This is a genomic window from Lawsonibacter celer, assembly GCF_014281125.1.
In the GTDB taxonomy this organism is placed as follows: Bacteria; Bacillota; Clostridia; order Oscillospirales; family Oscillospiraceae; genus Lawsonibacter_B; species Lawsonibacter_B celer.
In genome coordinates this window covers 33,791-59,441 of sequence record NZ_JACOEA010000007.1, presented here as the reverse complement: position 1 = coordinate 59,441, position 25,651 = coordinate 33,791, and the positions used below count along the sequence as shown (strand labels likewise).

At 60.9% G+C, this 25,651-nt stretch carries 22 protein-coding genes; 19 read left to right on the top strand and 3 right to left on the bottom strand.

All coding sequences use genetic code 11. The features are described from left to right. The first annotated feature begins 83 nt into the window (after positions 1 to 83). From spoIID to H9Q75_RS10920, 5 genes are all read left to right on the top strand, one after another. Positions 84 to 1,139 carry a stage II sporulation protein D gene (gene spoIID, locus H9Q75_RS10940; protein ID WP_341480941.1) on the top strand — a complete coding sequence of 352 codons (1,056 nt, stop codon included), beginning with the start codon at positions 84 to 86 and terminating at the stop codon, positions 1,137 to 1,139. Positions 1,140 to 1,290: 151 nt separating this feature from the next. Continuing rightward, complete coding sequence (locus tag H9Q75_RS10935) at positions 1,291 to 1,983, top strand: phosphatase PAP2 family protein (protein ID WP_186567032.1); 693 nt, start codon at positions 1,291 to 1,293, stop codon at positions 1,981 to 1,983. A gap of 146 nt (positions 1,984 to 2,129) precedes the next feature. After that, positions 2,130 to 3,524, top strand: coding sequence for an NAD(P)/FAD-dependent oxidoreductase (locus H9Q75_RS10930; RefSeq protein ID WP_186567030.1), 1,395 nt, complete (start codon positions 2,130 to 2,132; stop codon positions 3,522 to 3,524). Between the two features lie 354 nt (positions 3,525 to 3,878). Beyond that, positions 3,879 to 5,249, top strand: a complete 1,371-nt coding sequence (mnmE, locus tag H9Q75_RS10925; RefSeq protein ID WP_186567028.1) for a tRNA uridine-5-carboxymethylaminomethyl(34) synthesis GTPase MnmE — start codon at positions 3,879 to 3,881, stop codon at positions 5,247 to 5,249. 187 nt (positions 5,250 to 5,436) lie between these two features. Next, positions 5,437 to 6,801 (top strand): TIGR00366 family protein, encoded by a 1,365-nt coding sequence (locus H9Q75_RS10920; protein ID WP_186567026.1) that lies wholly within the window; start codon positions 5,437 to 5,439, stop codon positions 6,799 to 6,801. Between the two features lie 81 nt (positions 6,802 to 6,882). On the opposite strand, the gene H9Q75_RS10915 is transcribed toward H9Q75_RS10920, so the two are convergent. Beyond that, positions 6,883 to 7,272, bottom strand: coding sequence for a hypothetical protein (locus tag H9Q75_RS10915; RefSeq protein ID WP_186567214.1), 390 nt, complete (start codon positions 7,270 to 7,272; stop codon positions 6,883 to 6,885). 183 nt (positions 7,273 to 7,455) lie between these two features. Here H9Q75_RS10915 and H9Q75_RS10910 point away from each other — a divergent pair, with 183 nt between their 5' ends. The 13 genes from H9Q75_RS10910 to H9Q75_RS10850 all read left to right on the top strand — a co-directional run bounded on the left by H9Q75_RS10910 (position 7,456) and on the right by H9Q75_RS10850 (position 22,125). Further along, entirely contained in the window at positions 7,456 to 7,968 is a 513-nt protein-coding gene (locus H9Q75_RS10910) for a deoxycytidylate deaminase (protein ID WP_186567024.1), read from the top strand. Further along, positions 7,968 to 9,074 (top strand): M20/M25/M40 family metallo-hydrolase, encoded by a 1,107-nt coding sequence (locus H9Q75_RS10905; RefSeq protein WP_186567022.1) that lies wholly within the window; start codon positions 7,968 to 7,970, stop codon positions 9,072 to 9,074. Before H9Q75_RS10910 ends, H9Q75_RS10905 begins: the two co-directional genes overlap by 1 nt. Positions 9,075 to 9,210: 136 nt before the next feature. Next, entirely contained in the window at positions 9,211 to 10,785 is a 1,575-nt protein-coding gene (locus H9Q75_RS10900; protein ID WP_186567020.1) for a sigma-54 interaction domain-containing protein, read from the top strand. A 396-nt stretch (positions 10,786 to 11,181) separates the two neighbouring features. Next, positions 11,182 to 12,762 (top strand): ABC transporter substrate-binding protein, encoded by a 1,581-nt coding sequence (locus H9Q75_RS10895; protein WP_186567018.1) that lies wholly within the window; start codon positions 11,182 to 11,184, stop codon positions 12,760 to 12,762. Positions 12,763 to 12,900: 138 nt separating this feature from the next. Then, a complete protein-coding gene (locus H9Q75_RS10890) occupies positions 12,901 to 13,878 on the top strand; it encodes an ABC transporter permease (RefSeq protein WP_186567016.1) in 978 nt (325 codons plus the stop codon). Beyond that, on the top strand, positions 13,871 to 14,740 hold the full coding sequence (locus tag H9Q75_RS10885) for an ABC transporter permease (RefSeq protein WP_186567014.1): 870 nt from the start codon (positions 13,871 to 13,873) through the stop codon (positions 14,738 to 14,740). Before H9Q75_RS10890 ends, H9Q75_RS10885 begins: the two co-directional genes overlap by 8 nt. Positions 14,741 to 14,750: 10 nt before the next feature. Then, on the top strand, positions 14,751 to 15,794 hold the full coding sequence (locus H9Q75_RS10880) for an ABC transporter ATP-binding protein (RefSeq protein ID WP_186567012.1): 1,044 nt from the start codon (positions 14,751 to 14,753) through the stop codon (positions 15,792 to 15,794). Further along, the gene (locus tag H9Q75_RS10875; RefSeq protein ID WP_186567010.1) at positions 15,791 to 16,750 is read left to right on the top strand and encodes an ABC transporter ATP-binding protein; all 960 of its coding nucleotides are present in this window, start codon (positions 15,791 to 15,793) and stop codon (positions 16,748 to 16,750) included. The genes H9Q75_RS10880 and H9Q75_RS10875 overlap by 4 nt, the downstream gene beginning before the upstream one ends. Before the next feature lie 18 nt (positions 16,751 to 16,768). Beyond that, the gene (locus H9Q75_RS10870; protein ID WP_186567008.1) at positions 16,769 to 17,644 is read left to right on the top strand and encodes a beta-keto acid cleavage family enzyme; all 876 of its coding nucleotides are present in this window, start codon (positions 16,769 to 16,771) and stop codon (positions 17,642 to 17,644) included. 35 nt (positions 17,645 to 17,679) lie between these two features. After that, the gene (locus H9Q75_RS10865; RefSeq protein ID WP_186567006.1) at positions 17,680 to 18,468 is read left to right on the top strand and encodes a cyclase family protein; all 789 of its coding nucleotides are present in this window, start codon (positions 17,680 to 17,682) and stop codon (positions 18,466 to 18,468) included. 5 nt (positions 18,469 to 18,473) lie between these two features. After that, positions 18,474 to 19,649 carry a thiolase family protein gene (locus tag H9Q75_RS10860; protein WP_186567004.1) on the top strand — a complete coding sequence of 392 codons (1,176 nt, stop codon included), beginning with the start codon at positions 18,474 to 18,476 and terminating at the stop codon, positions 19,647 to 19,649. A gap of 12 nt (positions 19,650 to 19,661) precedes the next feature. After that, on the top strand, positions 19,662 to 20,666 hold the full coding sequence (locus tag H9Q75_RS10855) for a beta/alpha barrel domain-containing protein (protein WP_186567002.1): 1,005 nt from the start codon (positions 19,662 to 19,664) through the stop codon (positions 20,664 to 20,666). Then, positions 20,650 to 22,125 carry an acetyl-CoA hydrolase/transferase C-terminal domain-containing protein gene (locus H9Q75_RS10850; RefSeq protein ID WP_186567000.1) on the top strand — a complete coding sequence of 492 codons (1,476 nt, stop codon included), beginning with the start codon at positions 20,650 to 20,652 and terminating at the stop codon, positions 22,123 to 22,125. The genes H9Q75_RS10855 and H9Q75_RS10850 overlap by 17 nt, the downstream gene beginning before the upstream one ends. Positions 22,126 to 22,227: 102 nt before the next feature. Here the strand turns inward: H9Q75_RS10850 and H9Q75_RS10845 are convergent, their stop codons facing one another. Continuing rightward, on the bottom strand, positions 22,228 to 23,010 hold the full coding sequence (locus H9Q75_RS10845) for a polysaccharide deacetylase family protein (RefSeq protein ID WP_186566998.1): 783 nt from the start codon (positions 23,008 to 23,010) through the stop codon (positions 22,228 to 22,230). A gap of 106 nt (positions 23,011 to 23,116) precedes the next feature. Continuing rightward, positions 23,117 to 23,803 carry an FCD domain-containing protein gene (locus tag H9Q75_RS12890; RefSeq protein ID WP_186566996.1) on the bottom strand — a complete coding sequence of 229 codons (687 nt, stop codon included), beginning with the start codon at positions 23,801 to 23,803 and terminating at the stop codon, positions 23,117 to 23,119. Positions 23,804 to 24,094: 291 nt separating this feature from the next. On the opposite strand from H9Q75_RS12890, the gene H9Q75_RS10835 reads away from it, so the two are divergent. Further along, positions 24,095 to 25,639 (top strand): lactate permease LctP family transporter, encoded by a 1,545-nt coding sequence (locus H9Q75_RS10835; RefSeq protein WP_186566995.1) that lies wholly within the window; start codon positions 24,095 to 24,097, stop codon positions 25,637 to 25,639. Positions 25,640 to 25,651: the final 12 nt, after the last annotated feature.

Below are 25,651 nucleotides of genomic sequence, written 5' to 3'. Positions count from 1 at the left end.
CGCGTCAACAGAAAATACCACACAAGGTCAGGCGTTTTCCGCGTGTGTGCATTGGGAGGCCCAAAGTGGGGGAAAAGCAAAAAGTGAAACGGAATGATTGGAAAATTGCAGAAAAGACAACCTCCGGCACGTCCATGAAGCAGGTGGCGGCCACGGCCCTCATTCTGCTGCTGTCTCTGTTTCTGCTGCCCCTGCTGATCTTCCGGGGGAGCGGCGGACCGGACGAGGCGGCCCAACCTACCGGCACGCTGCCGCTGGACCACACCGTGGTCAGCCCTGACCCGACGGCGGACAGTGGCCGCACAGTGCGGGTGCAGATGGGGGATGGGGAGGTCCTCAGCCTCCCCCTGGACAAGTATCTGTGGCGGGTGGTGGCGGCGGAGATGCCGGCCTCCTTTGAGCCAGCGGCGCTGGAGGCGCAGACGGTAGCCGCCCGCACCTACACGGCGTCTAAGATGGGCCGCACGGTGGAAAACCACCCGGACGCCGACGTATGTACGGACATCAATTGTTGTCAGGCGTACATTACCCCGGAGGAGGCCGCGGCCAACTGGGGAGACAAGGCGGAGGAATATACTGCCAAAATTGCCGCCGCTGTGGCGGCCACCGATCACATGGTCATCCTGTATCAGGGGGAGCCCATTCAGGCGGTATTCTTTTCCTCCGCCGCGGGCCGGACGGTGGACGCGGTGGAGGTGTGGGGCAATGACGTGCCCTATCTCGCCGGTGTGGACAGCCCGGAGGGGGAGGACGACGTGCCCAACTACCACTCACAGGTGACGGTATCCCTGGAGGAATTCAAAAGCGCGTTTCTGGCCGCTTACCCCCAGGCCGACCTGTCCGGCGCGCCGGAGAGCTGGTTTGGCGTGCCGGAGACCAATTCTGCGGGCGGTGTGGCGTCCGTGATTGTGGGCGGTGTTGTCGTGAAGGGGAGCGAGCTGCGTACCCTCTTCTCTCTGCGCTCTGCGAATTTCACCGTGGCGGCCGGCAGCGAGGGGATTACCTTCTCGGTCACCGGCTATGGCCATGGAGTGGGGATGAGTCAGTACGGGGCCAACACACTGGCCAAGGAGGGAAAGGGCTATCAGGAGATTCTGAAATGGTACTACACCGGGGTGGAAATCGGACCCATGCCATAGCGGCCACGTTCCGGCAGGTGCTTTTGTATCCTTGGACCATTTTTCGAGGAGAAAATTAAAAAAATCTTCAGAATTTTACTCTGGATTTCCAAAGAAAGCTGGCGTAGAATCTGGTATACAAAAGCGAAACGGACAGTGAATGGAGAATTATATGGAACTGTGCTGGGACGATGTGGGCACCCGCCGCCGGATGCTGGCGGTACCTGCGGTTTATTTCCTCTTTTATATGGTCTATTTCAATCTGCTGGAGGAGCATATCCGGCCCCGATTTTGGATCTCCTGCGGGCTAGACGCATACATACCCTTCTGTGAGGTCTTTATTCTCCCCTATTTGGCGTGGTTTGTGCTGGTGCCGGCGCTGTTCCTCTACTTCCACCGGCGGGACCCGGAGCAGTACGTCTATTTGTGCCGAAGCATTCTGCTGGGGCTGACCATCTGTCTGCTCCTTTATACAATTTTTCCCAACGGGCAGCCGCTGCGCCGGCCCATTACCCGGGACAATCTGCTCAGTCGGATGGTGATCCAGCTGCGGGCCGGGGACACGCCTACTAATGTGTGCCCCTCCATTCACGTGTTTGTGAGTATGACCGCGGCGCTGGCGGTGGGGCGTTCCCGCGCCATGGCGCGGCAGCCCCTCGCCCGCGTGGGACTGATTGTCCTATGTGTTCTGATCTGTATGGCCACAGTATTCCTGAAGCAGCACTCCCTGGTGGACGTGGTATGCGGCGCAGCCCTGTGCCTGGTCCTGGACATGGCGGTACGGAAAAGTCCCCTGGGGATGCGCCTGCTGGGCTGGATCTGTCAGGTGGGGAAAAAGCGGGAAAAGCAGCCGCAGGAGTTTTAAGGCGTCTCGCAGCTGTTCTGGAGGGCCCCGCGCGCCGTTTGGCGCGCGGGGCCCTTTTGAGCAGGGCGGGACCCCTTGACAGATATGGTATAATTTATTGGGTCTATCTGGACCTAAATATTATGATGAGAAGTGAGAGATTGCACATGAACACGCGCTATGACGTCGCCATCATCGGCTGCGGTGAGGCCGGGATTTTTGCCGGATATGAGCTGATGCGCCTGCAGCCGGGGCTCAGGGTCGTGACGCTGGACCAGGGCGCCGATATTTACGGCCGCAGCTGCCCCATCGTGGCGGGCAAGGTAAAGGAGTGCATCCACTGCAAGGTGTGTGACACCATGTGCGGCTTCGGCGGCGCCGGGGCCTTCTCTGATGGAAAATATAACTTCACCACCGCCTTCGGCGGCTGGCTGACGGATTTTATGGACGCCAAAGAGGTCATGGACCTGATCGACTATGTGGACTCCATCAACATGAAGCACGGCGCCACGGATCAGGTGTTTTCCACCGACACCCCTGCGGCCCGGGCCCTGGAGAAAAAGGCGCTGGAGCACGATCTGCATCTGCTGCAGGCCCGGTGCAAGCATTTGGGCACGGAAAACAACCTAAATATCCTCAAGAGTATCTATGAGACCCTGAAGGAGTTTGTGGAGTTCCGCTTCCATACGGCCGTGGCCGCCATTGAGAACCTGGGCGGGGAGGGGTACCGCCTGACCACGGACAAGGGGGACACGGTGGAGTGCACATACCTCATCGCCGGCCCAGGCCGCTCCGGCGCGGAGTGGTTTGCCAACCAGTGCAAGGGTCTGGGCATTGAGCTGATTAACAATCAGGTGGACATCGGCGTGCGGGTGGAGCTGCCCGCCAAGGTGTTTGAGCACATCACCGATGTGGTGTACGAGTCCAAGCTGGTCTACCGCACCAAGCAGTACGGCGACCCGGTGCGCACCTTCTGCATGAACCCCTACGGCCATGTGGTGGCGGAGAATGTGGAGGGGATCAACACGGTCAACGGCCACTCCTACGCCGACCCGGCCCTCCAGAGTGAGAATACCAACTTCGCCCTGCTGGTGTCCAACCGCTTTACCTCGCCCTTTAACGAGCCCTACCGCTACGGCAAGCACATCGCCTCTCTGAGCAACATGCTGGCCGGAGGCGTGCTGGTACAGCGCTTCGGCGACTTGGTCAACGGCATCCGCACCAACGACCACCGGCTGGGCAAGTCCTTTACCCGGCCCACCCTCACAGCCGCCGTGCCGGGGGATCTGAGCCTGGCCCTGCCCAAGCGGCAGCTGGACGATATTATTGAGATGATCTACGCCCTGGACAAGCTGGCCCCCGGCACCGCCAACTACGACACCCTGCTCTACGGCGCGGAGGTCAAGTTCTACTCCTCCCGTCTGGCCTTGTCCGGCGAGCTGGAGACCGCCCTGCCCAACTTCTTCGCCATTGGAGACGGCGCGGGCGTTACAAGAGGTCTGGCTCAGGCAGGGGCGTCAGGCGTCAAGGTGGCAAGGGTGATCAGCGGCCGCCTGTCCTGATGGCCGGAGGGTGCCCCGCCGGAAGAGTACAGATTCCAGTGCGCCCGGACCATGTCCGGGCGCATAATTTTTTCTTTGACAGGCAGTATGCAAAATAATATGCAGAGCAAAAGATAGGTAAAGAAATGGTAAAGTGCCGTATGACGAGGGTTTTCCACATTGTCCACAGGGTTTTCCACCGACGTATGATGCCGGCTTAGCCTGCGGATATGCATAAGAAAGTTGACATAAAAACATGTCAAGAGGAAATGTTGCGGCGGAATCCACAAAAATTCAGGATTCGGCAATTGCGGCGGCAGAGGGACGGTACTGCCATAGGGGCCGCAGGAAATTGCAGCCAGGGGAGGAAGCGTTATGTCAGATCTGATAGCCGCCATTGCCACACCAGCCCTGCCCAGCGCGATCGGAATTCTGCGCCTGTCCGGGCCCGGCGCGGCGCGGACGGCTGGGGCGGTGTTCCGACCGGAGCATGGGCGGGCTTTGGAGGAGTGTGAGCCCCACCGGCTGATTTATGGCACTGTGTACGACCGGGAGGGGCGGGTAATTGACCGAGCTCTGGCCACCTGGAGCCGGGGGCCGGCCAGCTACACTGGGGAGGACACCGCGGAGATCCAGTGCCACGGCTCCCCCACTGTGCTCGCCCTCGGCCTGGAGGCGCTGCTCCAGGCGGGCGCCCGGCAGGCCGGCCCGGGGGAGTTTACCAAGCGGGCCTTCCTCAACGGCCGGCTGGACCTGACTCAGGCGGAGGCGGTGGCCGACCTGATCGACGCGGACAGTCCGGCCGCCGTGCATCAGGCAGCCGGACAGCTCTCGGGTGCCCTGGGCCGGCGCGTGGGGGAGATCTACGACCTTCTCGTGGATATAAGCGCCCATTTCCACGCAGTGCTGGACTATCCGGACGAGGATATTGACCCCTTTCAGGCCCGCACCCTGGGGGATGCGCTGGAGCGGGCGGAGGAGGGGCTCAACGCCCTCCTGGCTACCTACCGCCGAGGCAGGCTGATCGCACGGGGCATTCCCTGCGCCATTGTGGGGCGGCCCAATGCGGGAAAGTCCTCCCTGCTCAACGCCCTGTTGGGGTATGAGCGGGCCATTGTGACCGACCGCCCCGGCACCACCCGAGACACGGTGGAAGAGAAATGCACCTTGGGGGGACTCTCCCTGCGGCTCATCGACACCGCCGGCCTGCGGGAGACGGCGGACGAGGTGGAGCGCCTGGGCGTGGACCGCAGTCGGGCCGCGCTGGAGGAGGCCGAGCTGGTTCTGGTGGTGTGGGACGCCTCCACCCCGGTGGCGGAAGAAGACGTCGCTCTGCTGGAACAGGCCGCGGCCCGGGCTTGTGTCATTCTGGTGTGGAACAAATGCGACCTGTCCGCCGCTCCGGCGACCTGTCCGCCGCTGCCCCGGGACCTGCCTGTGGTGGAGGTGAGCGCCAAGACGGGCGCGGGGCTGGCCGCGCTGGAGGAGGCTGTGAGCTGTTGCTTACCGGCCGGGGCCGGGGGGGCGGCCGGAGAACTGCTCTCCAACGCCCGGCAGGCGGAGGCGGCCCGCCAGGCCCTTGCGGGCGTAGGGCGGGCGAAGCTCGGCCTGGCCGCAGGCATAACGCCGGACGCGGTGCTTCTGGACCTGGAGGAGGCCATGGCCGCCCTGGGAGAGCTCACGGGGAGCTCGGTCCGGGAGGACGTCACGGCCCGGATTTTTCAGCGTTTTTGCGTGGGGAAATAGGAGCAAACAGACATTTTGCACATTGAACGGATTGGTGTGCAAAATGTCTGTTCATTTTTTGTTCATAATTTTGTCCGGAAATGTGAACAAAGTATTGACACGATTTTAACAATGGCGTAAACTAAACCTATAGCAGCGGTATGTTGCTATAAAATGTGTGTGAGAAAAGAGTAAAGGAGGATTTTTTGTGTTCAAAAAATTCACAAACGGCTGCGTGCGGGTGGTCAACCGCTGGCTTCCCGACCCATTCCTGTTCGCGGTCATCCTGACCATCGTGGTCTTTGTTGCCGCGATGATCGGCACTCAGCAGGGGCCGCTGGAGTTGGTTTGGGCCTGGGGCGGCCAGGGCAAGACACAGTCCGGCTTCTGGAGCCTGCTGGCCTTCGCCATGCAGATGGCGCTGGTGCTGGTATTCGGCTCGGCCATGGCCTCCGCCAAGGCCTGCAAGCGCGCCTTGGGCGCGATTGCGTCTCTGGCAAAGAATAAGAGAAGCGCCATTCTGATTACTACCTTTGTGTCCACCATCTGCTGCTGGCTCAACTGGGGCTTTGGCCTGATCGCCGGCGCTCTGCTGGCCCGCGAGGTGGCCAAGCGCGTGCGCGACGTGGACTACCCCCTGCTGATCGCTGCGGCCTACTCCGGTTTTGTGATCTGGCACGCCGGCCTGTCCGGCTCCATCCCCCTGCAGATGAACGCGGCAGGCGGTACGGAAATTCTGGGTGTGGCCTACTCTGCTTCCACCATGGAGACCATCTTCCACCCCATGAACCTGCTGATGGTGGCGGTGATCCTGGTGCTGATGCCCTTTGTCAACTACGCCATGCATCCCGACGCCTCCCACACCATCGTGGTGGACCCTTCCAAGCTGGTGGATGAGGAGGAGCGCACCTACACCAAGGACACCCCCGCGGAGAAGATGGAACACAGCAAGATCCTGTGGGTCATTACCCTGGTGCTGGGCTTTGTGTACATCGTTTACTACTTTGTGAAAAACGGCTTCAGCCTGGACCTGAATATCGTCAATATGATCTTCCTGTTCCTGGGTATTCTGCTCCACGGCGACCTGCGCAGATATGTGGACGCCGTGGGTGACGCCGCCGCGGGCGCCGCGGGCATCCTGCTCCAGTTCCCCTTCTACGCCGGCATCATGGGTCTGATGGTGGCTGCCAACCCGGAGACCGGTGTGTCCCTGGCCGGCATCATCGCCAACTTCTTCACCAACATCTCCACCAATGTTACTTTCCCGGTGCTCACCTTCCTGTCCGCCGGCATTATCAACTTCTTCGTGCCCTCCGGCGGCGGCCAGTGGGCGGTCCAGGCCCCCATTGTCATGCCCGCTGCTACCGAGATGGGCATTGAGTACGGCCGTGCCGCCATGGCCATTGCCTGGGGCGACCAGTGGACCAACATGATCCAGCCCTTCTGGGCTCTGCCTGCCCTGGGCATTGCTGGCCTGTCCGCCCGCAATATTATGGGTTATCTGGTCATTGTGCTGATCTTTACCGGTCTGGTGGCCTGTGGAGGCTTCCTCCTCTGGGGTGCGTTCTTCTAACCGCATCCCGGCCCGAAAAGCGGAAAAACGCCCACTCCTTTTGGAGTGGGCGTTTTTGCCGGCTGGGCAGGCGCGACGGGGTCAACTGCGTTCCTCAAAGCTGACCCCGCAGTTGCGGCAGTTAATGGTGATTTTTCCCTTGCCCCGGGGTACCCTCAGGTACTGGCCGCAGTTGGGGCATTTAAAATAGCGGTGGTCCCGATCCCGATGGATGGTACGGCGCATCTTGAACCAGCGGATGGCCGGGCCGGCCAGCTGAAGGAACTTGGCGTTCTCTGCCCGGCGCTTGTCAATCCGGCGGGACATCATGCGGTAGAAATCCCAGAACAGAATCACAAGCGCGATCCAGGAGAGAATCGGCCACTTCAGCACCATGGAGATCAGGTACAGCAGCAGGTAGACGGCCAGAAGGAAGAGAGAGAGCTGGTCGCTGCCATACCGGCCGTACATCAGTCGTCTGAGCATGTTCATCAAATACGGCTCGTCTCCTTTAGAACGAAGTATATCAAATACTTACGAAATTCTTAACATTAGTAATGATAGCGCGCAGGCGGTTCCGAGTCAAGAAACGAAACGTAAACAATGTGTGAATTGTGCTTGCAGGATGGGGAAAAACCCGCTATACTGTTGAAAAAAGCAAAGCGGAGGACCATTATGGGACGCATTGATAAAGAAAATTATTACTTGGATATCGCCGAGACCGTTGCCGGGCGCTCCACCTGCCTGCGACGGCACTATGGGGCCATTATTGTGCGCAGCGATGAGATCATTGCCACGGGCTACAACGGCGCGCCCCGGGGCAGAAAAAACTGTGTGGACCTGAACTACTGCACCCGGGAAGCGCTGAAGATCCCCTCCGGGGAGCGCTATGAACTGTGCCGCTCCGTCCACGCCGAGGCCAACGCCATCATCTCCGCCGCCCGGCGGGACACCATGGGGGCGACCATCTATATGGCCTGCAAGGACCCGGATTCCGGGGAGCTGATTCCCGACTCCACCTCCTGCTCCATGTGCCGTCGACAGATTATCAACGCCGGAATTGAGCGGGTGGTCATCCGGGATACCAAGACCAAGTACCGGGTGGTCTATGTGGAGGACTGGGTACGGGAGGATGATTCCCTGCCCGAAAATATGGGCCTGGGCTGTGGCTGCGGGGGGTGCGGGTGATGATCAACAAGCAGCGCCTGCTGGCCACCTTCCTGGAGTATGTGCAGATTGACAGCGAGAGCACCCATGAGGGGGCCATGGCGGACCGCCTGGCCTCCGACCTGGCGGCCGTCGGCTGTGAGATCTACCGGGACGGCAGCATGGACAGGACCGGCTGTGAGACCGGAAACCTGTATTGTACGCTGCCCGGCACCGCACCCGGCGAGGCGGTGGTGCTCACGGCCCATATGGATACCGTGGTCCCCGGCGTGGGGATAGAGCCGGTGGTAGAGGACGGCATAATTCGTAGCAAGGGAAACACCGTCCTGGGCAGCGACGACAAATCCGGCGCGGCCGCCATTGTGGAGGCCATGCGCACCCTGGTGGAGCAGAAGCTGCCCCACCCGACGGTGCAGGGCATTTTTACCGTGGGAGAGGAGATCGGCCTGAAGGGCTCCGCCTCCCTGGAGTATGACAGGCTGGCAGCAGGGCGCGCGGTGGTGATGGACAGCAGCGGGGACGCTGGGAAGATCATCCTCAGTGCCCCCGGACAGTATAAACTCTCCGCAGTGATTATCGGGCGGAGGGCCCATGCGGGCGTAGCGCCTGAGGAGGGGGTCAGCGCCATCCAAGTGGCGGCGGAGGCGATTGCCCACATGAAGCTACTGCGCATTGACGGGGAGACTACCGCCAACATCGGCAGCATCTGTGCCCAGTCGCCCACCAACATTGTCCCGGAGCGCCTGGAGCTTGTGGGCGAGGCGCGCAGCCGCAGCAGCGCCAAGCTGGAGGTCCAGGCTGGGCACATGATGGACTGCCTGCGCGCGGCCTGCGAGAAGTACGGCGCCCGGCTGGAGGGTGGCCTGGAAAAGGCCTATGAGAGCTATGCCCACAGCCCGGACGACCCCTTTGTGCAGCAGGTGGCGGAGGCCTGGCGGCGGGCGGGCGCGGAGCCGGTCCTGACCTCCAGCGGAGGCGGCAGCGACGCCAACCACCTGAACGCCAACGGGGTCAAGGCTGTGGTGGTGGGGACCGGCATGAGCAAGGTCCACACGGTGGAGGAAGAAATCACGGTGCAGAATCTGGAGCGGACCGCCGCCCTGGCTCTGGCGCTGATGACGCCCTGAGGCTCAAATGGAACACAGCTGAGAAAAGGGAGGGCCGCTCTGCGGACCTCCCTTTTTCTGGAGTCGGGAAAGCGGTTGCGCGTGGGTCCGGCGGCGTGGTATACTGTCGAAAAGAGTCGAAAAGCGGAGGTGCCCTATGTCCAGACTTCAGCTGAGCAGCATTGTGAACCCCAAACTGGCGCAGGCGGAGCGCGCCTGCTGCATGGACGGAACGGTCAGCCTCTCCGACCTGGAGCCGGAGGAGATCCCGGCCGACGCGGAATTTGTGTGTGCCTTGGATACCGCAGGCAGGCGTCTGGGAGCGGTAGCAGCGCCGCGGCTGCGCTCCATTCTGAGCATGATGCGGGAAATGCAGATAGCTCCGCTTCTGGACGAGCTGGACGAGGCAGTGGTGGCGGTGAATCTGGAGGGCATTATTTTTTACGTCAATCCCGCCTATTCCAAAATACTGGGGGTGCCGGCGGGAAAGATTCTGGGGAAGGACATGCACATCATTGAAAACGGGGCTAATCTGCTGGAGGTGCTGCACACCGGCCGCTCCATCACCCGGGAGAAGCAGCTGGTACAGACGGTGCAGCGCTATGTGGCGGTGCGGATGTTCCCGCTGATGTCCCGGGGGGAGATGGTGGGTGCGGCCTCCATCTTCCGGGATACCACAGAGGTCAACCGGCTGAATTTGGAGCTGGAGCGGGCCTCACAGATGGCGGCGGAGTACAACCGCCAGATTGAGGCGCAGGATGTCCTGCGACAAAACAATGTGATTGGAGAGAGCCGGTGCTTTGTCAACAGCGTGATGAAGGCCAAGGCGGTGGCGGCCACGGATGCCACGGTGCTGCTCCGGGGGGAGAACGGCGCAGGCAAGGAGGTTTTTACCCGGCTGCTCCACCGCAACAGTGCCCGCAAGGACAAGCCCTTTATCGCCATGAACTGCGCCGCCATTCCGGAGAGCCTGATTGAAAGCGAGCTCTTCGGCTATGAGGAGGGCTCGTTCACCGGGGCGCGCCGGGGCGGCCAGCTGGGCAAATTCCAGATGGCCGAAGGCGGCACCCTGTTCCTGGATGAGATCGGCGATATGCCGCTGCCCATGCAGGCCAAGCTGCTGCGGGTGCTCCAGGAGGGGGAGATTGAAAAAATCGGCCGGCAGCGCCCGATTTCGGTGGACGTGCGGCTGATTGCCGCCACTAATCAGCCGCTGGAGCGCATGATCGAGGAGGGGAGGTTCCGGCAGGACCTGTTCTACCGCCTCAACGTGGTGCCCATTGAGATCCCGCCGCTTCGGGCGCGGGGCAACGATGTAGTGCTGCTGGCGGCCCACTATCTGGAGCGCTACAACCAGAAATACGGCAAGCAGGTGCGCATCTCAGAGGCGGTTTATCAAATGTTTCTGAAATATGCCTGGCCGGGCAACGTGCGTGAGCTGCAGAATGTGGTGGAGAGCTGCGTGGTCCTGTGCAGCCAGGGGGTGATCCGGCCGGAAGACCTCCCGGAGCAATTTGCCAGGGGAGACCTGCCTGGGCAGGACACGGCGTCTCCCATGGGGCCGGGATTTCCGGAGAGGCTGGAGGAGGCGGTGGCCGCCTGCGAGCGGGCCACCATCCTGTCCGCCCTGGCGAAAAGCGGCCAGAGCAGGAAAAAGGCGGTCGAGATCCTGGGAATTCCCCGCAGGACCTTCTACCGAAAAGTGCGGGAGCTGCAGATTCCTTTGGATTGAGGGCGGAAGCTGTGGATACCGGCTGTCATATGGAAAAGACAAACCTTCCGACTTTGCCGGAAGGTTTGTCTTTTCCTGCCGGCGGAAGGTCTGAGACGAGGACTCTCTCGGAAAAATATTTTACCAAAATGGAGAAAACCTATAGACAGCTGAGGAACAGTATGGGGCCTTTCTGTAAATTCTGTGCCAAAAATAGCGCATTGCCATTTTTGGCACAGAATTTTTGTCGGAGAGTGCCAGAAAAGACACGAATATCTGGGAGATCCACGGAAATATCCGTATTTGGAGGGGAGAAAAAGTTGGCACCATATTTGCTTTTCTTACTCGTGTGGCGCAGGGCGGAACCGGAAGGAGGAATCGGCCCTGTTGTATGCAAAATTTTTAGGAGGTAGTGAAATGAAGAAAGCGATTTCCCTGTTCCTGACCCTGGCCTTGTGTATGGGGCTGCTGGCCGGCTGTTCAAACAGCTCGGAGCCCAGCGGCAGCAGTACGCCCTCTGGCTCCGTCGAGCCCACCGGCAGCCAGTCGGGGGAAAAGTTGCATCCCACGCTGAACCTGCGCATTACCAGCGACATCACCTCTCTGGATCCCCAGGTCACCACCGTCAATGAGGAGTACTGCATGTTTGTGCAGATCTTTGAGGGCCTGGTGAAATTCAACGGCACCAAGTTTGAGGCGGTCCCCCTGCTGGCCACGGACTGGACCATCAGCGACGACGGCCTGGAGTATGTATTCAACCTGCGTGAGGGCGTCAAGTGGCACGACGGCAGCGACTTTACCGCCGATGACGTGGTGTTCACCATGAACCGCGCCAAGGAGATGCCCTCCACCAAGAGCAAGGCCGCTGTCATCAAGAGCGCCGAGGCCCTGGACGAGCACACCGTGAAGCTGACCTTGGAATACGCCTATCCCAACTTTATTCTGCAGCTGGCCTCCTATCCCTGGTGCATTGTCAGCAAGAACGCGGTTGAGACCTACGGCGACGACAACGACCAGATGCTGATCGGCACCGGCGCCTACAAATTTGTCTCCAACACCACCGGCGTGGGTGTGACCCTGGAGTCCAACAAGGACTATTGGGGCGGCGAACCCTATTTTGAGACCATTAACTACAAGCTGATCCCGGACAACAACACCGCTCTGACCGCCCTGCTCAACGGGGAGATTGACCTGGATCAGGTGACCACTGCCCTGGACGTGGACTACGTCAACAACACGGATGGGATGACGGTCCACTCCTTCCAGCGCACCGCGGCCTACTTCATCGCCTTCAATCAGGCGGAGGCACCCCTGAACAACGAGTATTTCCGCAAGGCTATTGCCTACGCCATTGACAAGGAGGCCTGGTGCTCCCTGGTGTGGAACGACCTGGCTGTGCCGGTTACCAAGAACACCATGCTCAGCGAGGGCGAGGAGGGCTACTGCGACGCCATTCCCACCTATGACTACAACATCGAGAAGGCCAAGGAGATGCTGGAGCTGTCCGGCCTGAGCCAGGATGAGATGTCCTTCTCCCTGACCGTCTCCACCAGCGGCTACGGACCCGCCCTGGGCGCCGCCTTTAAGGAGGCCATGGAGGCCATCGGCGTCAACGTCACCCTGAATTCCCTGGAGAGCGGCGCCGTCAAGACTGCGCTGTTTGCCGGCGATATTGAGGCCTGCGCGTGGAACCTGGCCTCCATTCCCTACAATCCCGCCCTGTTCTATAAGCTGTACTACAAGCCCACCGGCTATGTGGGCCGCAACAACACCATTGAAGGCCTCTCCGAAAAGATTGATGAGGCGGGCCAGACCTATGATGACGCCACCCGTATTGCCATGTACGAGGACATCAGCACCCAGGTGGGCGAGTCCTGCATGTATGTCCCCATCGCCTATCAGATGATGAACTACGGCTGCTCTGAGAACCTTCAGGGCATGGCCTGGTGCCCCAGCATCCTGAGCGACTATATCTGCAACTGGTCCTGGGCTGAGTAAGCGTCCGGGCCTGGGAGCGCTCCGGTGATATGAGTGTATGCGGGGGCGAAAGGAAGGGTCCTTCGCCCCTGCATTTTTAATGCCAAGAGAGGGCAGCGGTGCTGCCGCTTTCCCGGAACCAAGGATGGGAGAAATCTTATGATCAGATTTATTATCAAACGATTGCTGACGATCATCCCCATGATGCTGGTCATCATCTTTATCGTTTTCGCACTGGTGTCCATGTCCAAGGTGGACCCGGGCCGGATGAAGTTGGGTGCGGACGCCAGCGAGGAGGACGTCTATGCCTACAACGAGTCGCTGGGGCTGCATGACCCGCTGATTGTGCGCTACGGCAAGTATGTGGTGGGCATCCTCAAGGGCGATTTCGGCGTGTCCTACTATTATAACGAGCCCGTGATGGACATCATTATGGGACGCTGGCCCTATACCATCAAGCTGACCCTGCTCAGCATGGCCATCGCCCTGGCGGCGGGCATTTCCCTGGGCGTGCTCTCCGCTGTAAAGCAGTACTCCATATTGGATCGAATTGCCACGGTGGCATCCATGCTGCTCTCCGCTGTGCCCACCTTCTGTATGGCGGCGCTGCTGGTGCTCACATTTTCCTATAAATTCGGCCTGGTGCCGGCCAGCGGTGTGACCAACGGCTGGAAGAGCTGGATTCTGCCCGCCATTACCCTGGGTATTTCCTATTCCGCCCAGTTTCTGCGGTTTACCCGCTCTACCATGCTGGACACCACCCGGCAGGACTACATCCGTACCGCCCGGGCCAAGGGCGTGGCCGAGCGCACTATGGTGTGGCGCCATGCCTTCCGCAACGCCCTGCTGCCCCTAATTACCATCTCCGGCACCACCATGGGCGCGCTGCTGGGCGGCGCCGTGGCCATGGAGAAGGTGTTTGTCATCCCCGGCCTGGGCACGCTGGTTCAGGATGCCCTCAACCGAAACGATGTGCCCCTGGTCATCGGCGCAATTACGCTTATGGCTTTCACCTTTATGATGATCATGCTGGTGGTAGACCTGCTCTACGCCGCGGTGGACCCCCGCATCCGGGCGAAATACTCCGGCGGTAAGGTCCGCAAGACTGCCAAAAAGGAGACGGCACACAATGGCTAAGACAAAAAAGACGAAGAGCGCCTATGCCGACGCGTGGCGCCGCCTGAAAAAGAACAAAGTGGCCATGGTCTCCCTGGTGGTGATTGTCCTGCTGATCGCCATGGCCCTCTTTGCTGACCTGATCGTGGACTACAGCGCGGCCATTACCCAGTCCGCCGCCGACAAGCTGGCCAGCCCCAGCGCCGAGCACTGGTTCGGCTGCGACGGCCTGGGCCGCGATCTGTTCGCCCGCATCATTCACGGCAGCCGGATCTCGCTGCTGCTGGGCTTCGGAACCACGGCCATCACAACGGTGACCGCGGTGGCGCTGGGCACCACCGCCGCCTACTTCGGCGGTAAGTTCGACAGCCTGCTCATGCGCGCCTTTGATATCCTCATCTCCATCCCAAGCGTACTGCTGGCGCTGGCCATCTCCGCCGGCTTCGGCACCGGAATTCCGCAGCTGGTATGCGCTATCACCATCGGCCAGCTGGCCAGCTTTACCCGCGTAATCCGTTCCGCCGTGCTCAACCTGGTGGATCAGGAGTACATTGAGGCAGAGCGCGCCCTGGGTCTGAAAAACGGTCGCATTATCATGACCCACATCATCCCCAACGCGATGGGCACCATCCTGGTGCAGGCTACCATGCAGGTGGCACGCAACATCCTGATGGGCGCGCTGCTGTCCTTCCTGGGGCTGGGCGCCCCCATTCCTACCCCGGAGTGGGGCCAGATTGCCTCCGACGGTATCAGTTACCTGCGCTATACCGGACATATCGTGATCTTCCCCACCATCTTTATCACCATTACGGCCCTGGCCATCAACCTGTTCGGCGACGGCCTGCGCGATGCCCTTGATCCCCGGCTCAAGGGGAAGGCATAAGGAGGCAGCCATGGAAAAGCAACAGAATCTGCTTGAGATCAAGCATCTGACCATTCAGTACGTGACTGAGGGCGAAGTGGTCCACGCCGTCAACGACATCAGCCTGACCATCCCCAAGGGCAAGACCCTGGGCCTGGTGGGCGAGACGGGCGCGGGCAAGACCACCACCGCCCTGTCCATCCTCCAGCTGCTGCCCAAATTCACCGCCCGCATTCCCACCGGCGAGATCTGGTTTGACGGCGAGAACCTGCTGGAGAAAAATGAGGCCCGCATGCGGAAAATCCGCGGCGGACGCATCTCCATGATCTTTCAGGACCCCATGACCAGCCTGAACCCGGTGCTCACCGTGCGGGATCAGATCGCGGAGGTACTCAAGCTCCACCGCCATGACCTGAAGGGCGAGGCGCTGGATCAGGAGATCGGCCGTCTGCTGGAGATGGTGGGGATACCCGCCTTCCGTATGAGCGACTATCCACACCAGTTCTCCGGCGGCATGAAGCAGCGGGTGGTGATCGCCATTGCCATCGCCTGCAGCCCGGAGCTGCTCATTGCCGATGAGCCTACCACGGCCCTGGACGTGACCATCCAGGCCCAGGTTCTGAACATGATGCGCAGGCTGCGCCGGGAGCTGGGCTCCTCTATGCTGATGATTACCCACGACCTGGGCGTGGTGGCCAATATCTGCGACTACGTGGCCATTATGTATGCCGGCGAGATTGTGGAGTACGGCACGGTGGAGGACATCTTTGACCCGGAGCGGAAGCATCACCCATACACCGAGGGACTGTTCCGCTCCATCCCCAATATCTATGTGGAGAGCCACCGCCTTCAGCCCATCGACGGCCTGATGCCCGAGCCCACAAATCTGCCCCAGGGCTGTATGTTCCACCCCCGCTGCCCCCACTGCATGGAGCGGTGTACCGTCCCCTGCAAAACAGCGGCCACGGATGGAGACGGCAAGGCACAGATCGTGGAGGCATCCGCCCCCACAGTGGTGGAGGGCACCCATTCGATCAAATGCCATCTCTTTGCAAAGGAGGGTGAACCGGCATGAGCGAAGCAATTCTGGAGTGCAGAAACCTGAAAAAATACTTCGACACCCCCAGGGGCAAGCTCCACGCGGTGGATGACGTGAGCTTTTCCATTGAGACGGGCAAGACCCTGGGCGTGGTGGGGGAGTCCGGCTGCGGCAAGTCCACCCTGGGGCGCACCATCCTGCGCCTGCTGCCCGCCACCTCGGGACAGGTGCTCTTTGAGGGCAGGAATATTCTGGAGTGCGACAAAAAGGAGTCTGTGGAGCTGCGCCGCAAGATGCAGATTGTCTTTCAGGACCCCTATGCCTCCCTGGATCCGAGAAAAACCGTGTTCCAGACCATTGCGGAGCCGCTGCAGTTTCACAAAATGTACGCTACCGCCGACGGGGTGGAGGCGCGCACCTATGAGCTGATGCGCACCGTGGGGCTGACGGAGCGCTATGCCTCCATGTATCCCCATGAGATGGACGGCGGCCGCCGACAGCGAATCGGCATTGCGCGCGCCCTGTCCCTGAACCCGAAGTTCGTGGTCTGCGACGAGCCGGTGTCTGCCCTGGACGTCTCCATTCAGGCCCAGGTGCTCAATCTGCTGATGGACCTGCAGGAGCAGATGGGGCTGACCTATATGTTTATCACCCACAACCTCTCCGTGGTCAAGCATATCTCAGATGAGATCGCGGTGATGTATCTGGGCCAGATGATCGAGCGGGCCTCCTCCCGCGACTTGTTTGCCAATCCCGCTCACCCCTATACCAAAGCCCTGCTGGCGGCCATCCCTATGCCTGTGCTGGGACAGAAAAACCTGGAGAGCGAGGCCCTGTCCGGCGAGCTGACCTCCCCCGTGGACCCCAAGCCGGGCTGCCGGTTTGCTCCGCGCTGCCCTTATGCCACCAAGGAGTGCGCCGAGGCGCCCTACCAGCTGCGTGAAATCGCCCCCAACCACTGGTGCGCCTGCCCAATGGCCGGAAAGCTTTGAGGCGGAAGGAGATCTGAAATGCAACTGGAAGAACTGAGAAGAACGAAAGTGGTCATCTCCTGCGCCATGACCGGAACTTCCACGCCCCGGGCCAAAAACCCACACCTGCCTGTTACGCCGGAGGAGATCGCAGAGGATGCGCTCGCCGCCTGGCGCGCCGGCGCGGCGGTGGTCCATCTCCATATGCGAGACGACGCCATGAACGGCATTATGGACTGGGAGCGGTTTGAAAAGACCGTCCGCCTGATCCGCAGCCATAAGGAGTGCGACGTCATCATCAACTGCACCTCCTCCGGCGGCCCCGGGCCGGACGGCGTGCGTTCCACCGCCTCCCGGCTGGAGCATTTCAAACGGATTCCCCAGATTGAAGTGGGCAGCTTTGACGCCGGTACGTTCAACTGGGGGGACGCGAAAGAGTTCAACAACGACCCCGTCTTTCTCAAAGAGCTGGCCCATACCTACCTGGAGCATGGAGTCAAGCCGGAGGTGGAGATTTTTGACATGGGCATGCTGGGCAACGCCAGACACTACTTTGAGAAGCTGAAGCTGCTGCAGGAGCCCCTGTGGTGCCAGTTTGTGCTCGGTGTGCTGGGCGGGATGGAGGCCACGCCGGAGAACCTGCAATATCTGGTGCGCCACCTGCCGGAGGGCGCGCTCTGGTCCGCCACCGGAATTGGCAGCGGACACCTGCCCATTTTGTACAGCGCCATTGCCTTGGGCGCCAACGGCGTGCGGGTGGGGCTCGAGGACAACCTCTACCTGGATCGCGGCGTGCCGGCCACCAACGCCGCCCTGGTGGAACGGGCCGCGCAGCTGGTGCGCCTGTATAATAAGCAGCCCGCCACCCCGGCGGAGGCCCGGCAGATCATGGGGATTCCGCCCCTGGAGCGATAACTCCCATCGGGGTTTGAAAAGAAGGGACATACCAAATGAAAATCATTGATTTAAGCGTGAGCATTGTGGACGGCCTCCCGGTGGACCGGGCGGTGCAGATTCCCAAGATCCGCTATCGCAGGCACACCGACGAGGAGTCGGTCTCCACCTTCCTGGCCGCCTACCCCGGGCTGACCAGGGAGCAGTGCCTGGATGGCCACGGCTGGGCCATCGAACAGATCCAGCTGTCCACCCACACCGGCACCCATGTGGACGCGCCCTATCACTACCACCCCACCATGAACAACGGGGAACCCGCCTGGACGGTGGACCAGGTTCCGCTGGACTGGTTCATCGGCGACGGCGTTGTCGTGGATTTTTACGACAAGCCGGACGGCTATGTCTGCACCTCCGAGGACTTCAAGGCCTATTTTCAGAAAATCGGCTATCAGCTTAAGCCCGGGGATATTGTGCTTGTGCGCACCAACGCCATGTCGGCGTGGGGCGGGCCGGAGTATCTGGACAAGGGCTGCGGCGTGGGCCGTGAGGGAACCCTTTGGCTGCTGGACCAGGGGGTCCGGGCCGTAGGCACGGACTCCTGGAGCTGGGATGTGCCCCGGGAGTATGCGCTCAAGCGGTTTCAGGAGACAGGGGACCCTGCCGTCTGCTGGGAGGGGCATAAGGCCGGCGCAGCCAAGGCCTATGTGCAGTATGAGAAGCTGACTAATCTCGAACAGCTGCCCCCCTACGGATTCCGGTTTTTTGGCGTTCCCATTAAAATTGATCAGGCAAGCGCGGGCTGGGTGCGCGCGTTTGCCATTGTAGATAAGGAAAAGGAGGAATGAGACGGATGAGAAGAACTGCAATTGTCGCCGCGGTACGTACTCCGGTGGGCCGGATCCGCGGCGCGCTGTCTGATATCCCGGCCCACGAGCTCGGCGCGCTGGTGGTGAGAGAGGCCGTTAAGCGCGCTGGGATTGAGGGCAGAGTGGTGGACGAGGTGATTTACGGCAATCTGTATGCCCACGACATCTCCAATATGGCCCGCTATGTGGCCCTGGCAGGCGGTCTGCCCATTGAGGTGCCCGGCGTGACCATTGACCGCCGCTGCGGCACCTCCCTGACCGCCATCTCCTGGGCGGACGCCCTGATCCGCGCCGGCGACGCGGACTGTATCCTGGCCGGCGGGGTGGAATCCGACTCCAACCGTCCCTACGTGATGCTGCAGCAGAAGAGGCTGCACGACATGGCGGGCCCTGTCTTCCGGGGCAAATCCCAACTGGCCCCCGAGGAGATTGGAAACCCCCATATGGGTATGACCGCGGAGAATCTGGCGGAGCTTTACCACCTGAGCCGGGAGGACTGCGACGCCTTTGCCGTGGAGAGCCACCGCAAGGCGGTGCACGCCTGGGACAACGGCTACTTTAAGGAGCAGATCGTGCCCGTGACCGTCACGAACGCCAAGAAGGGCACCAGCGTCACTGTGGACACGGACGAGGTGTTCCGCCGGGACTGCACGCTGGAGAGCCTGGCCAGGCTCAAGCCCGCCTTCAAGCCGGACGGCGTGGCCACTGCGGGCAACAGCTCTCCCAACAGCGATGGCGCCAGCGCTGTAATCCTGATGGAGGAGTCCAAGGCAGAGGCCCTGGGCTGTGAGATATTGGGCTATATCGGGGGCTTCGCCTCGGCCGGCGTGGACCCCAAGATTATGGGGATCGGTCCTGTGGCAGCCACTGTGAAGCTGCTGGCCAAGACCGGCCTGAGCATGGACGACATTGACGTCATTGAGATGAACGAGGCGTTTGCGCCCCAGTCCCTGGCCTGTATCCGAGAGCTGAATATGGACCGGAATAGGCTCAACCCCAACGGCGGCGCCATTGCGCTGGGGCACCCACTGGCGGCGACCGGCGGTATTCTGGTGACCAAGATGGTCTACGAACTCAAGCGCCGCGGCGCTGGGCGCGGCCTGGTAACCTTCTGCTGCGGCGGCGGGCAGGGCGTGTCCCTGATCGTGGAGCGCGCGTAAAAGGAGCCGCATATGCAACGGAAAGCAAAGGTTTCGATTATTGATACGACGCTGCGGGACGGCCTGCAGCATGAGGAGCACTATCTGCCGCTCGGCTCCCGCTTGGAGATTGCCTCCCGGCTGATTGACGCCGGGATTACGAAGATTGAGGTGGGCTCTTTTGCCCATCCCGAGTATTTGCCTCAATTCCGGGAGATTCACCGCTTTGCCATGATGCTTCCCAGGCACGAGGGGGTGGAGTACACATTCCTGGCGCTCAACCGCAGGGCGGTGGAGCGGGTTGTGGACCTGAAGGGAAAGGGGGCGCCCATTGACCGGGTTCTCACCGGACAGCTGGCCACCAGCGTGTCCTATGCCGTCAAAAACATGAACCGCACCCATGAGGAGCTGTTCCAGGAGGCCGGCGAGCTGGTAAAAATGCTCCATGAAGGCGGAGTCAAACGGGTGTGCGCCAACGTGGGGACGATCTTCGGCTGCCCCATAGAGGGAGAGATGCCCCTGGAGAAGGCCTATGAATTTGTGGACCGGTTGCTGGACATGGGCTTTGATGAGATTGAGCACTCGGACCCGGACGGTGCCGCGTCGCCGGACCGCGTGACGGAATACTGCGCGGAGATTATGCGCCGCTGGCCGGATCCCGCCCGCCATGTGTTCCACATCCACGACATCAACGGAATGGGGATGGCCTGCTACTGCGCGGCGATGGAACAGGGTATCCGACAGTTTGAGTGTACCCTGGGCGGCATCGGCGGCCAGCCCGCCAACCGGCTGGACGGCGTGGCGGTCAAGGGTACAGGCGCGTACTATTTCACGCAGGGCCGAACCGGCCTTGTGTCCACAGAGGATTTTGCTGCCATGCTGGGCCGCATGGGGTATGATACCGGGATCGACACCGCCGGGCTGATCTGCCTGGGCGGCTATATGGAGCAGCTGCTGGGGCGGAAGCTGGACTCGTTTGCCGTGGCGGCAGCGGGCACCGGCACCGGAAATGAAGGGTCCTATGGAGACGCTGTTTAAGGCGCCGGCATGCCTTGCGGGCAAGGTGTGTACTCCGGAGCAGGCGGCCGGCCTGATTCCGGAGCATGGCGTAGTCGCGGCCAGCGGCTACACCGCCGCCGGCGATCCCAAGGCCACGCTGCTGGCCCTGGCCGCCCGGGGCAGGGCGGGGGAGATACATAAAATCGACTTGATTACCGCGGCACAGCTGTCCGGCGAGGTGGAGAATGCCTTGGCGGAGGCTGGAATACTTGACCGCCGGGCGCCGTTTACCGTGTCCGGGGCGGTGCGGAGGCTGGCCAATCTCCGGCAGATCCGCTATGTGGAGGCGGCAATGGGGAAAATGCCACGGGTCTTTGCCGCCGGGAGCTTCGGCGTGCCCGATGTGGCGGTGGTGGAGGCCATGGGCCTGGACGAGGACGGCCGCATGATTCCCACCACCTCCGTGGGGATGACCCAGCTTATGTGCCAAAAGGCCGGACGCATCATTGTGGAGCTCAACACCGCCCAGCCGGAGCTGCTCTGCGGCGTCCACGACGTATATGAATCGCCCTGCCACACAGGCGCTGTGCTCCGGTCTGCCGGTGAGCGGGTGGGGAGACCCTGGATACAGGTTGACCTGAACAAGGTGGAGGCGGTGGTTTTCTCCCACCAGACGGACGCGCCCACCGCGCCTGCGGAACCCGACGAGACGGAGCGGGCCGTCTGCGAACAGCTGATGGGCTTTTTGGAGCGCACCTTCCCCGGGCAGAGGCTGCCTCCGATTCAAACGGGAATTGGAAGCCTGTCCAAGGCCATCCTGGCCGGGTTCCGGGGCAGCCGGTACCGAGATCTGACGTTTTTCTGCGGCGCGCTCCAGGCGGAAATGGTGGGGCTGCTGGCCGAGGGAAAGGCAGAGGTGCTATCCGGGGGCTCTGTTCCCACGGACCCGGAGACGCTGGAACTGCTCCGGGGCTTTGGTCCCGGACTGAGGGAGCGTCTGGTGCTGCGCAGCATGGAGGTGTGTAACGGCTCAGCCGCGGTGGGCGGCTTGGGTGTGCTGGCGCTGAATACCGGCATTGAGATGGATCTGTTCGGCAATGTCAATTCCAGCCATATCGGAGGGACCCGACTGGTCAACGGCATCGGCGGGGGCGCCGCCTTTGCGGCAAACGCAGGCCTGTCGGTTATGCTGATGCCATCGACCCGCAAAGAGGGCCGAATCTCCTGCTTTGTACCCCATACGCCCCATGTGGATGTGATTCACCACGACGTGGACGTGGTGATCAGTGAGTACGGCGTGGCCGACCTGCGTGGCCTCGACGATGTGGAGTGCGCCCGCCTGATCCTTCAAAACTGCGCCCACCCGGATTATCGGGCGGGGCTGGAGCAGTCCCTGGAGCGGGCCCTGGCGGGCGGCGGCCACCACCCGCTGAGTCTGGACGGCGCATTTGCCTGGCAGGAACAATTCCTGCGCAGCGGGACTATGCCGGGCGGCTGAAAGACCGCGAAAAACACTGCCCCTGGGCGGAAAAAACAGCACGAGAAGCTGGCTTTTCCACCCAGGGGTGTTTTTATGGAGATGATAAGCCCATAAAAGGGATTATGTGGAGCCGGAGGCCGGGCACTGGCGGCCGGTGTGGTCAATGGTATAGTCCGTGTTATACGCGCCGGGGAGAAGGATCTGGGAGATGGGGACAAAGGAATAGCCCTCCTGCAGCAGAGCTTCAATAATACCGGGCAAGGCCTCAGGGGTGTGGAGCGCGGCATTGTGGAAGAGCACAATCGAGCCGGGCTGCACCTTGCTGACGACCCGCTTGGTAATCTCACCGGCCGACAGATCCTTCCAGTCCAAACTGTCCACATCCCATTGAATGGGCTCCATACCCATAGAGCGGATGGCGGTGATTACCTTGTCGTCGTATTCTCCATAGGGGGGACGGATCAGGGTGGGACGCACTCCGGTGACCGCCTCAATCTTGTCGTTGCAGGCGTTGACGTCGGCGATAATTTGATCCTGGGAGAGCTGTGTCATATGGGCGTGGTCGTTGGAGTGGTTCATCACCTCATGCCCCGCATCGTGCAGGGCTTTGACGGACTCCGGATACTTGTCGACCCACTCGCCCACGACAAAAAAGGTGGCTTTCACATTGTATTTGGCCAAAATGTCGATGAGCTGCTGGGTGTCCTCATTGCCCCAGGCGGCGTCAAAGGAGATGGAGAGGACCTTCTGATCCCGCTGGACACAGTAAATGGGCAGCTGACGCTTGGCCGCGTAAGCGCCGACCGCGGCCGGATAGCTGACTGCGTAAAAAATAGCGGCAGCCGCCAGGACACAGGCCAGAACAGCCAAATGTTTTCGTCTTAACATAAAAATTTTTCGCATATCGGACCCTCCTTTGGTGACATTCTATGCCCAGTCCCAGCCGGACAGAAGCTACAGGACAAAAGAAAACCGCCCGCCGCAGATGGACTGCGGTGGGCGGTTTTGATTAAAGGTGAGGCTCCATATTTGCGTTGACCACATTGAAGTGATGGTTGATGGCCAGCGTGAGCTGCGTTTTATCCCGGCGGGCAAGGGCGTCCGCAATCTGCTCATGGGCGTACTGCAGCTGACTGCCCGTCTGAAAATTCAGCAGAATCCGCCGGCGCATGTCGGTAATAAACCGGTCAATGGTGGAGGAGAGGGCTCTGTGAATCTGAATAATCAACTCATTGCCGGAGATTGCGGCAATGGTATCATGCAGCTGTTTGTCCAGGTGGGCCGCCCGTTCTGCCGAGCAGGAGGCCATTTCCCGGACGAGGGCGGCCAATTCTGCGGCCTGGGCGTCGGTAATGCGGTCTGCCGCAAGCAGAGCGGCCTGAAGTTCCAGGCCGGCGCGCAGTTCGGCCAGCTGATGGTAGTCAATCCGCTGCAGAAGCATCAGCAGATCAAAGGAGTCCTGCAGATTGCGCTGGATATTGCAGCTGATAAAATTTCCGGCCCCCTGGCTGCTCACCACAAAGCCCATGTGCTCCAGCAATCGGATGGCCTCGCGCACAGAGTTGCGGCTGATGCCGAGCAGCTCGGCCAGCTCTCGTTCCGGGGGGAGGGACTGTCCCAGTGCCAACTTGCCGCTGCGCAGGGACTCCTCCAGATAGGTAAGGACTTTTTCATAGGATTTTGGCTGTTCTGCCACAGGAGTCGCCGCCCTTCCAGGAAAATTGACAAAGGCATTATAGCATAAAATTTGATTGGATGCAAAGGTGGTACCAATTAATTAAAAATGGTAGGACCAAATATGCACAAAAAGGATTACTGCAGTTTATGCATCCTGACAAAAGTAACGAAAAGAGGGAAAACACACCTTGACTTCTGCAAAGAACACGCATAATATGAAAGCGAATTCAAGTATTGGAAAGAAAAACGGTGCAAAACTTAGCCTGATATGGTAGAACCAATCGAGGCGCAAAAAAGGAAGTGCGTAGTTGTGTTCCTGCGATTTGTCCTGGCACTGCTGCCGATTATCTGGCTGGCGGTGGCGTTGAGCGTGCTCAAGCTGCCCGCCTACAAGGTTTGCCCCATTGCGCTGGTCATCACCGTGGTGCTGGCGCTCTTTTACTGGAAGAGTCCGGGAATGGAGGTGCTGACCGGCGGCCTGGAGGGCGCGGTTATGGGCCTGTGGCCCATCTCCCTGGTCATCGTGGCCGCCGTTTTTACCTACAACCTGACCGTGCGCACCGGTGCCATGGAGACTATTAAGAGTATGCTTACCGCAGTAACCAGCGACAAGCGGGTGTTGGTGCTGATCATTGCCTGGGGGTTCGGCGGCTTTATGGAGGGCATGGCGGGCTTTGGCACCGCAGTGGCCATTCCCGCCGGCATTCTCTGCGGCCTGGGCTTCGACCCCATCTTCTCCGCCTTGGTGTGCCTGGTGGCCAACGCCACCCCCACCGCCTTCGGATCCATCGGCATCCCCACCATCACCGCCGCCTCTGTGGCAGGGCTGGATGCGGGTCCCACCGCTGTGGTGGTCGTCCTGCAGCTGGCGCTGATGGTAGTGGTCACCCCTCTGATTATGGTCATGATGACCGGCGGAGGCTTGAAGGGCCTCAAAGGGGTGTGGCCCGTGGCCCTGGGCTCCGGCCTGGCCTTCGTGATCCCGGAGTTCATCACCGCCAAGTTCGTGGGCGCAGAGCTGCCCGTGGTCACCGGCTCCGTGGTGTGCATGGTGGTCACGGTCCTGCTGTCCAAGGTGTTCCTGCGTAAGAACGACCCGGCCTATGCCCTCCCCGGCACGGAGAAGAAGGGGGAGCGGCTCACTGGAAAAACCATGGTGTTGGCCTGGTCGCCCTTTATCCTGATCTTTGTGTTCCTGCTGCTCACCTCTAACCTGGTACCCCCCATCCATGACGCCCTGGCAGCAATCAAGACTTCGATTCCCATCTACTCCGGTGAAGGGGCCAGCCCCTATACCATCTCGTGGATCAATACGCCGGGTGTACTCATCTTCATTGCGGCCATCATCGGCGGGTGTCTGCAGAAGGCGGGAGGGCGAGTCATGGGACAGGTGTTCCTGGCCACCCTCAAGCAGATGTATAAGACCATCATCACTCTGGTCTCTATCCTGGCTGCCGCCAAGATTATGGGCTACTGCGGCATGACCGGGGACATCGCGGCCTTCCTGGTGGCGGTGACCGGGACCTTCTACCCGGTGGTGGCTCCCCTTATTGGCTCCATCGGGACCTTTGTCACCGGCAGCGCCACCTCCGCCTCGGTGCTCTTCAGCGGTCTGCAGGCCGAGACCGCCGTGGCGCTGAACATGGACAGCATGTGGCTGGTGGCGGCCAACACCATCGGCGCCACGGCCGGCAAGATTATTTCTCCCCAGAGCATCTCCATTGCCACCGCCGCCACCGACACCGTGGGGCAGGAGAGCAAGATCCTCCGCTCCGCCATCGGCTACTACGTCCTCTTTGTGGTGGTGTTCGGCCTGATCGCCCTGCTGGGCCACCCCCTGATGCGCTTAATGTAAGGAGGAATTACC

Bases quoted from the DNA above. Each gene is read 5' to 3' on its own strand.
- H9Q75_RS10885 (WP_186567014.1), top strand. From the start codon at position 13,871: ATGGCTAAGACAAAAAAGACGAAGAGCGCCTATGCCGACGCGTGGCGC.
- H9Q75_RS10865 (WP_186567006.1), top strand. From the start codon at position 17,680: ATGAAAATCATTGATTTAAGCGTGAGCATTGTGGACGGCCTCCCGGTG.
- H9Q75_RS10895 (WP_186567018.1), top strand. From the start codon at position 11,182: ATGAAGAAAGCGATTTCCCTGTTCCTGACCCTGGCCTTGTGTATGGGG.
- H9Q75_RS10905 (WP_186567022.1), top strand. From the start codon at position 7,968: ATGATCAACAAGCAGCGCCTGCTGGCCACCTTCCTGGAGTATGTGCAG.
- H9Q75_RS10890 (WP_186567016.1), top strand. From the start codon at position 12,901: ATGATCAGATTTATTATCAAACGATTGCTGACGATCATCCCCATGATG.
- mnmE (WP_186567028.1), top strand. From the start codon at position 3,879: ATGTCAGATCTGATAGCCGCCATTGCCACACCAGCCCTGCCCAGCGCG.
- H9Q75_RS10875 (WP_186567010.1), top strand. From the start codon at position 15,791: ATGAGCGAAGCAATTCTGGAGTGCAGAAACCTGAAAAAATACTTCGAC.
- H9Q75_RS10900 (WP_186567020.1), top strand. From the start codon at position 9,211: ATGTCCAGACTTCAGCTGAGCAGCATTGTGAACCCCAAACTGGCGCAG.
- H9Q75_RS10855 (WP_186567002.1), top strand. From the start codon at position 19,662: ATGCAACGGAAAGCAAAGGTTTCGATTATTGATACGACGCTGCGGGAC.
- H9Q75_RS10870 (WP_186567008.1), top strand. From the start codon at position 16,769: ATGCAACTGGAAGAACTGAGAAGAACGAAAGTGGTCATCTCCTGCGCC.
- H9Q75_RS10930 (WP_186567030.1), top strand. From the start codon at position 2,130: ATGAACACGCGCTATGACGTCGCCATCATCGGCTGCGGTGAGGCCGGG.
- H9Q75_RS10845 (WP_186566998.1), bottom strand. From the start codon at position 23,010: ATGCGAAAAATTTTTATGTTAAGACGAAAACATTTGGCTGTTCTGGCC.
- H9Q75_RS10935 (WP_186567032.1), top strand. From the start codon at position 1,291: ATGGAACTGTGCTGGGACGATGTGGGCACCCGCCGCCGGATGCTGGCG.
- H9Q75_RS10850 (WP_186567000.1), top strand. From the start codon at position 20,650: ATGGAGACGCTGTTTAAGGCGCCGGCATGCCTTGCGGGCAAGGTGTGT.
- H9Q75_RS10860 (WP_186567004.1), top strand. From the start codon at position 18,474: ATGAGAAGAACTGCAATTGTCGCCGCGGTACGTACTCCGGTGGGCCGG.
- H9Q75_RS10910 (WP_186567024.1), top strand. From the start codon at position 7,456: ATGGGACGCATTGATAAAGAAAATTATTACTTGGATATCGCCGAGACC.
- H9Q75_RS10880 (WP_186567012.1), top strand. From the start codon at position 14,751: ATGGAAAAGCAACAGAATCTGCTTGAGATCAAGCATCTGACCATTCAG.
- H9Q75_RS10915 (WP_186567214.1), bottom strand. From the start codon at position 7,272: ATGAACATGCTCAGACGACTGATGTACGGCCGGTATGGCAGCGACCAG.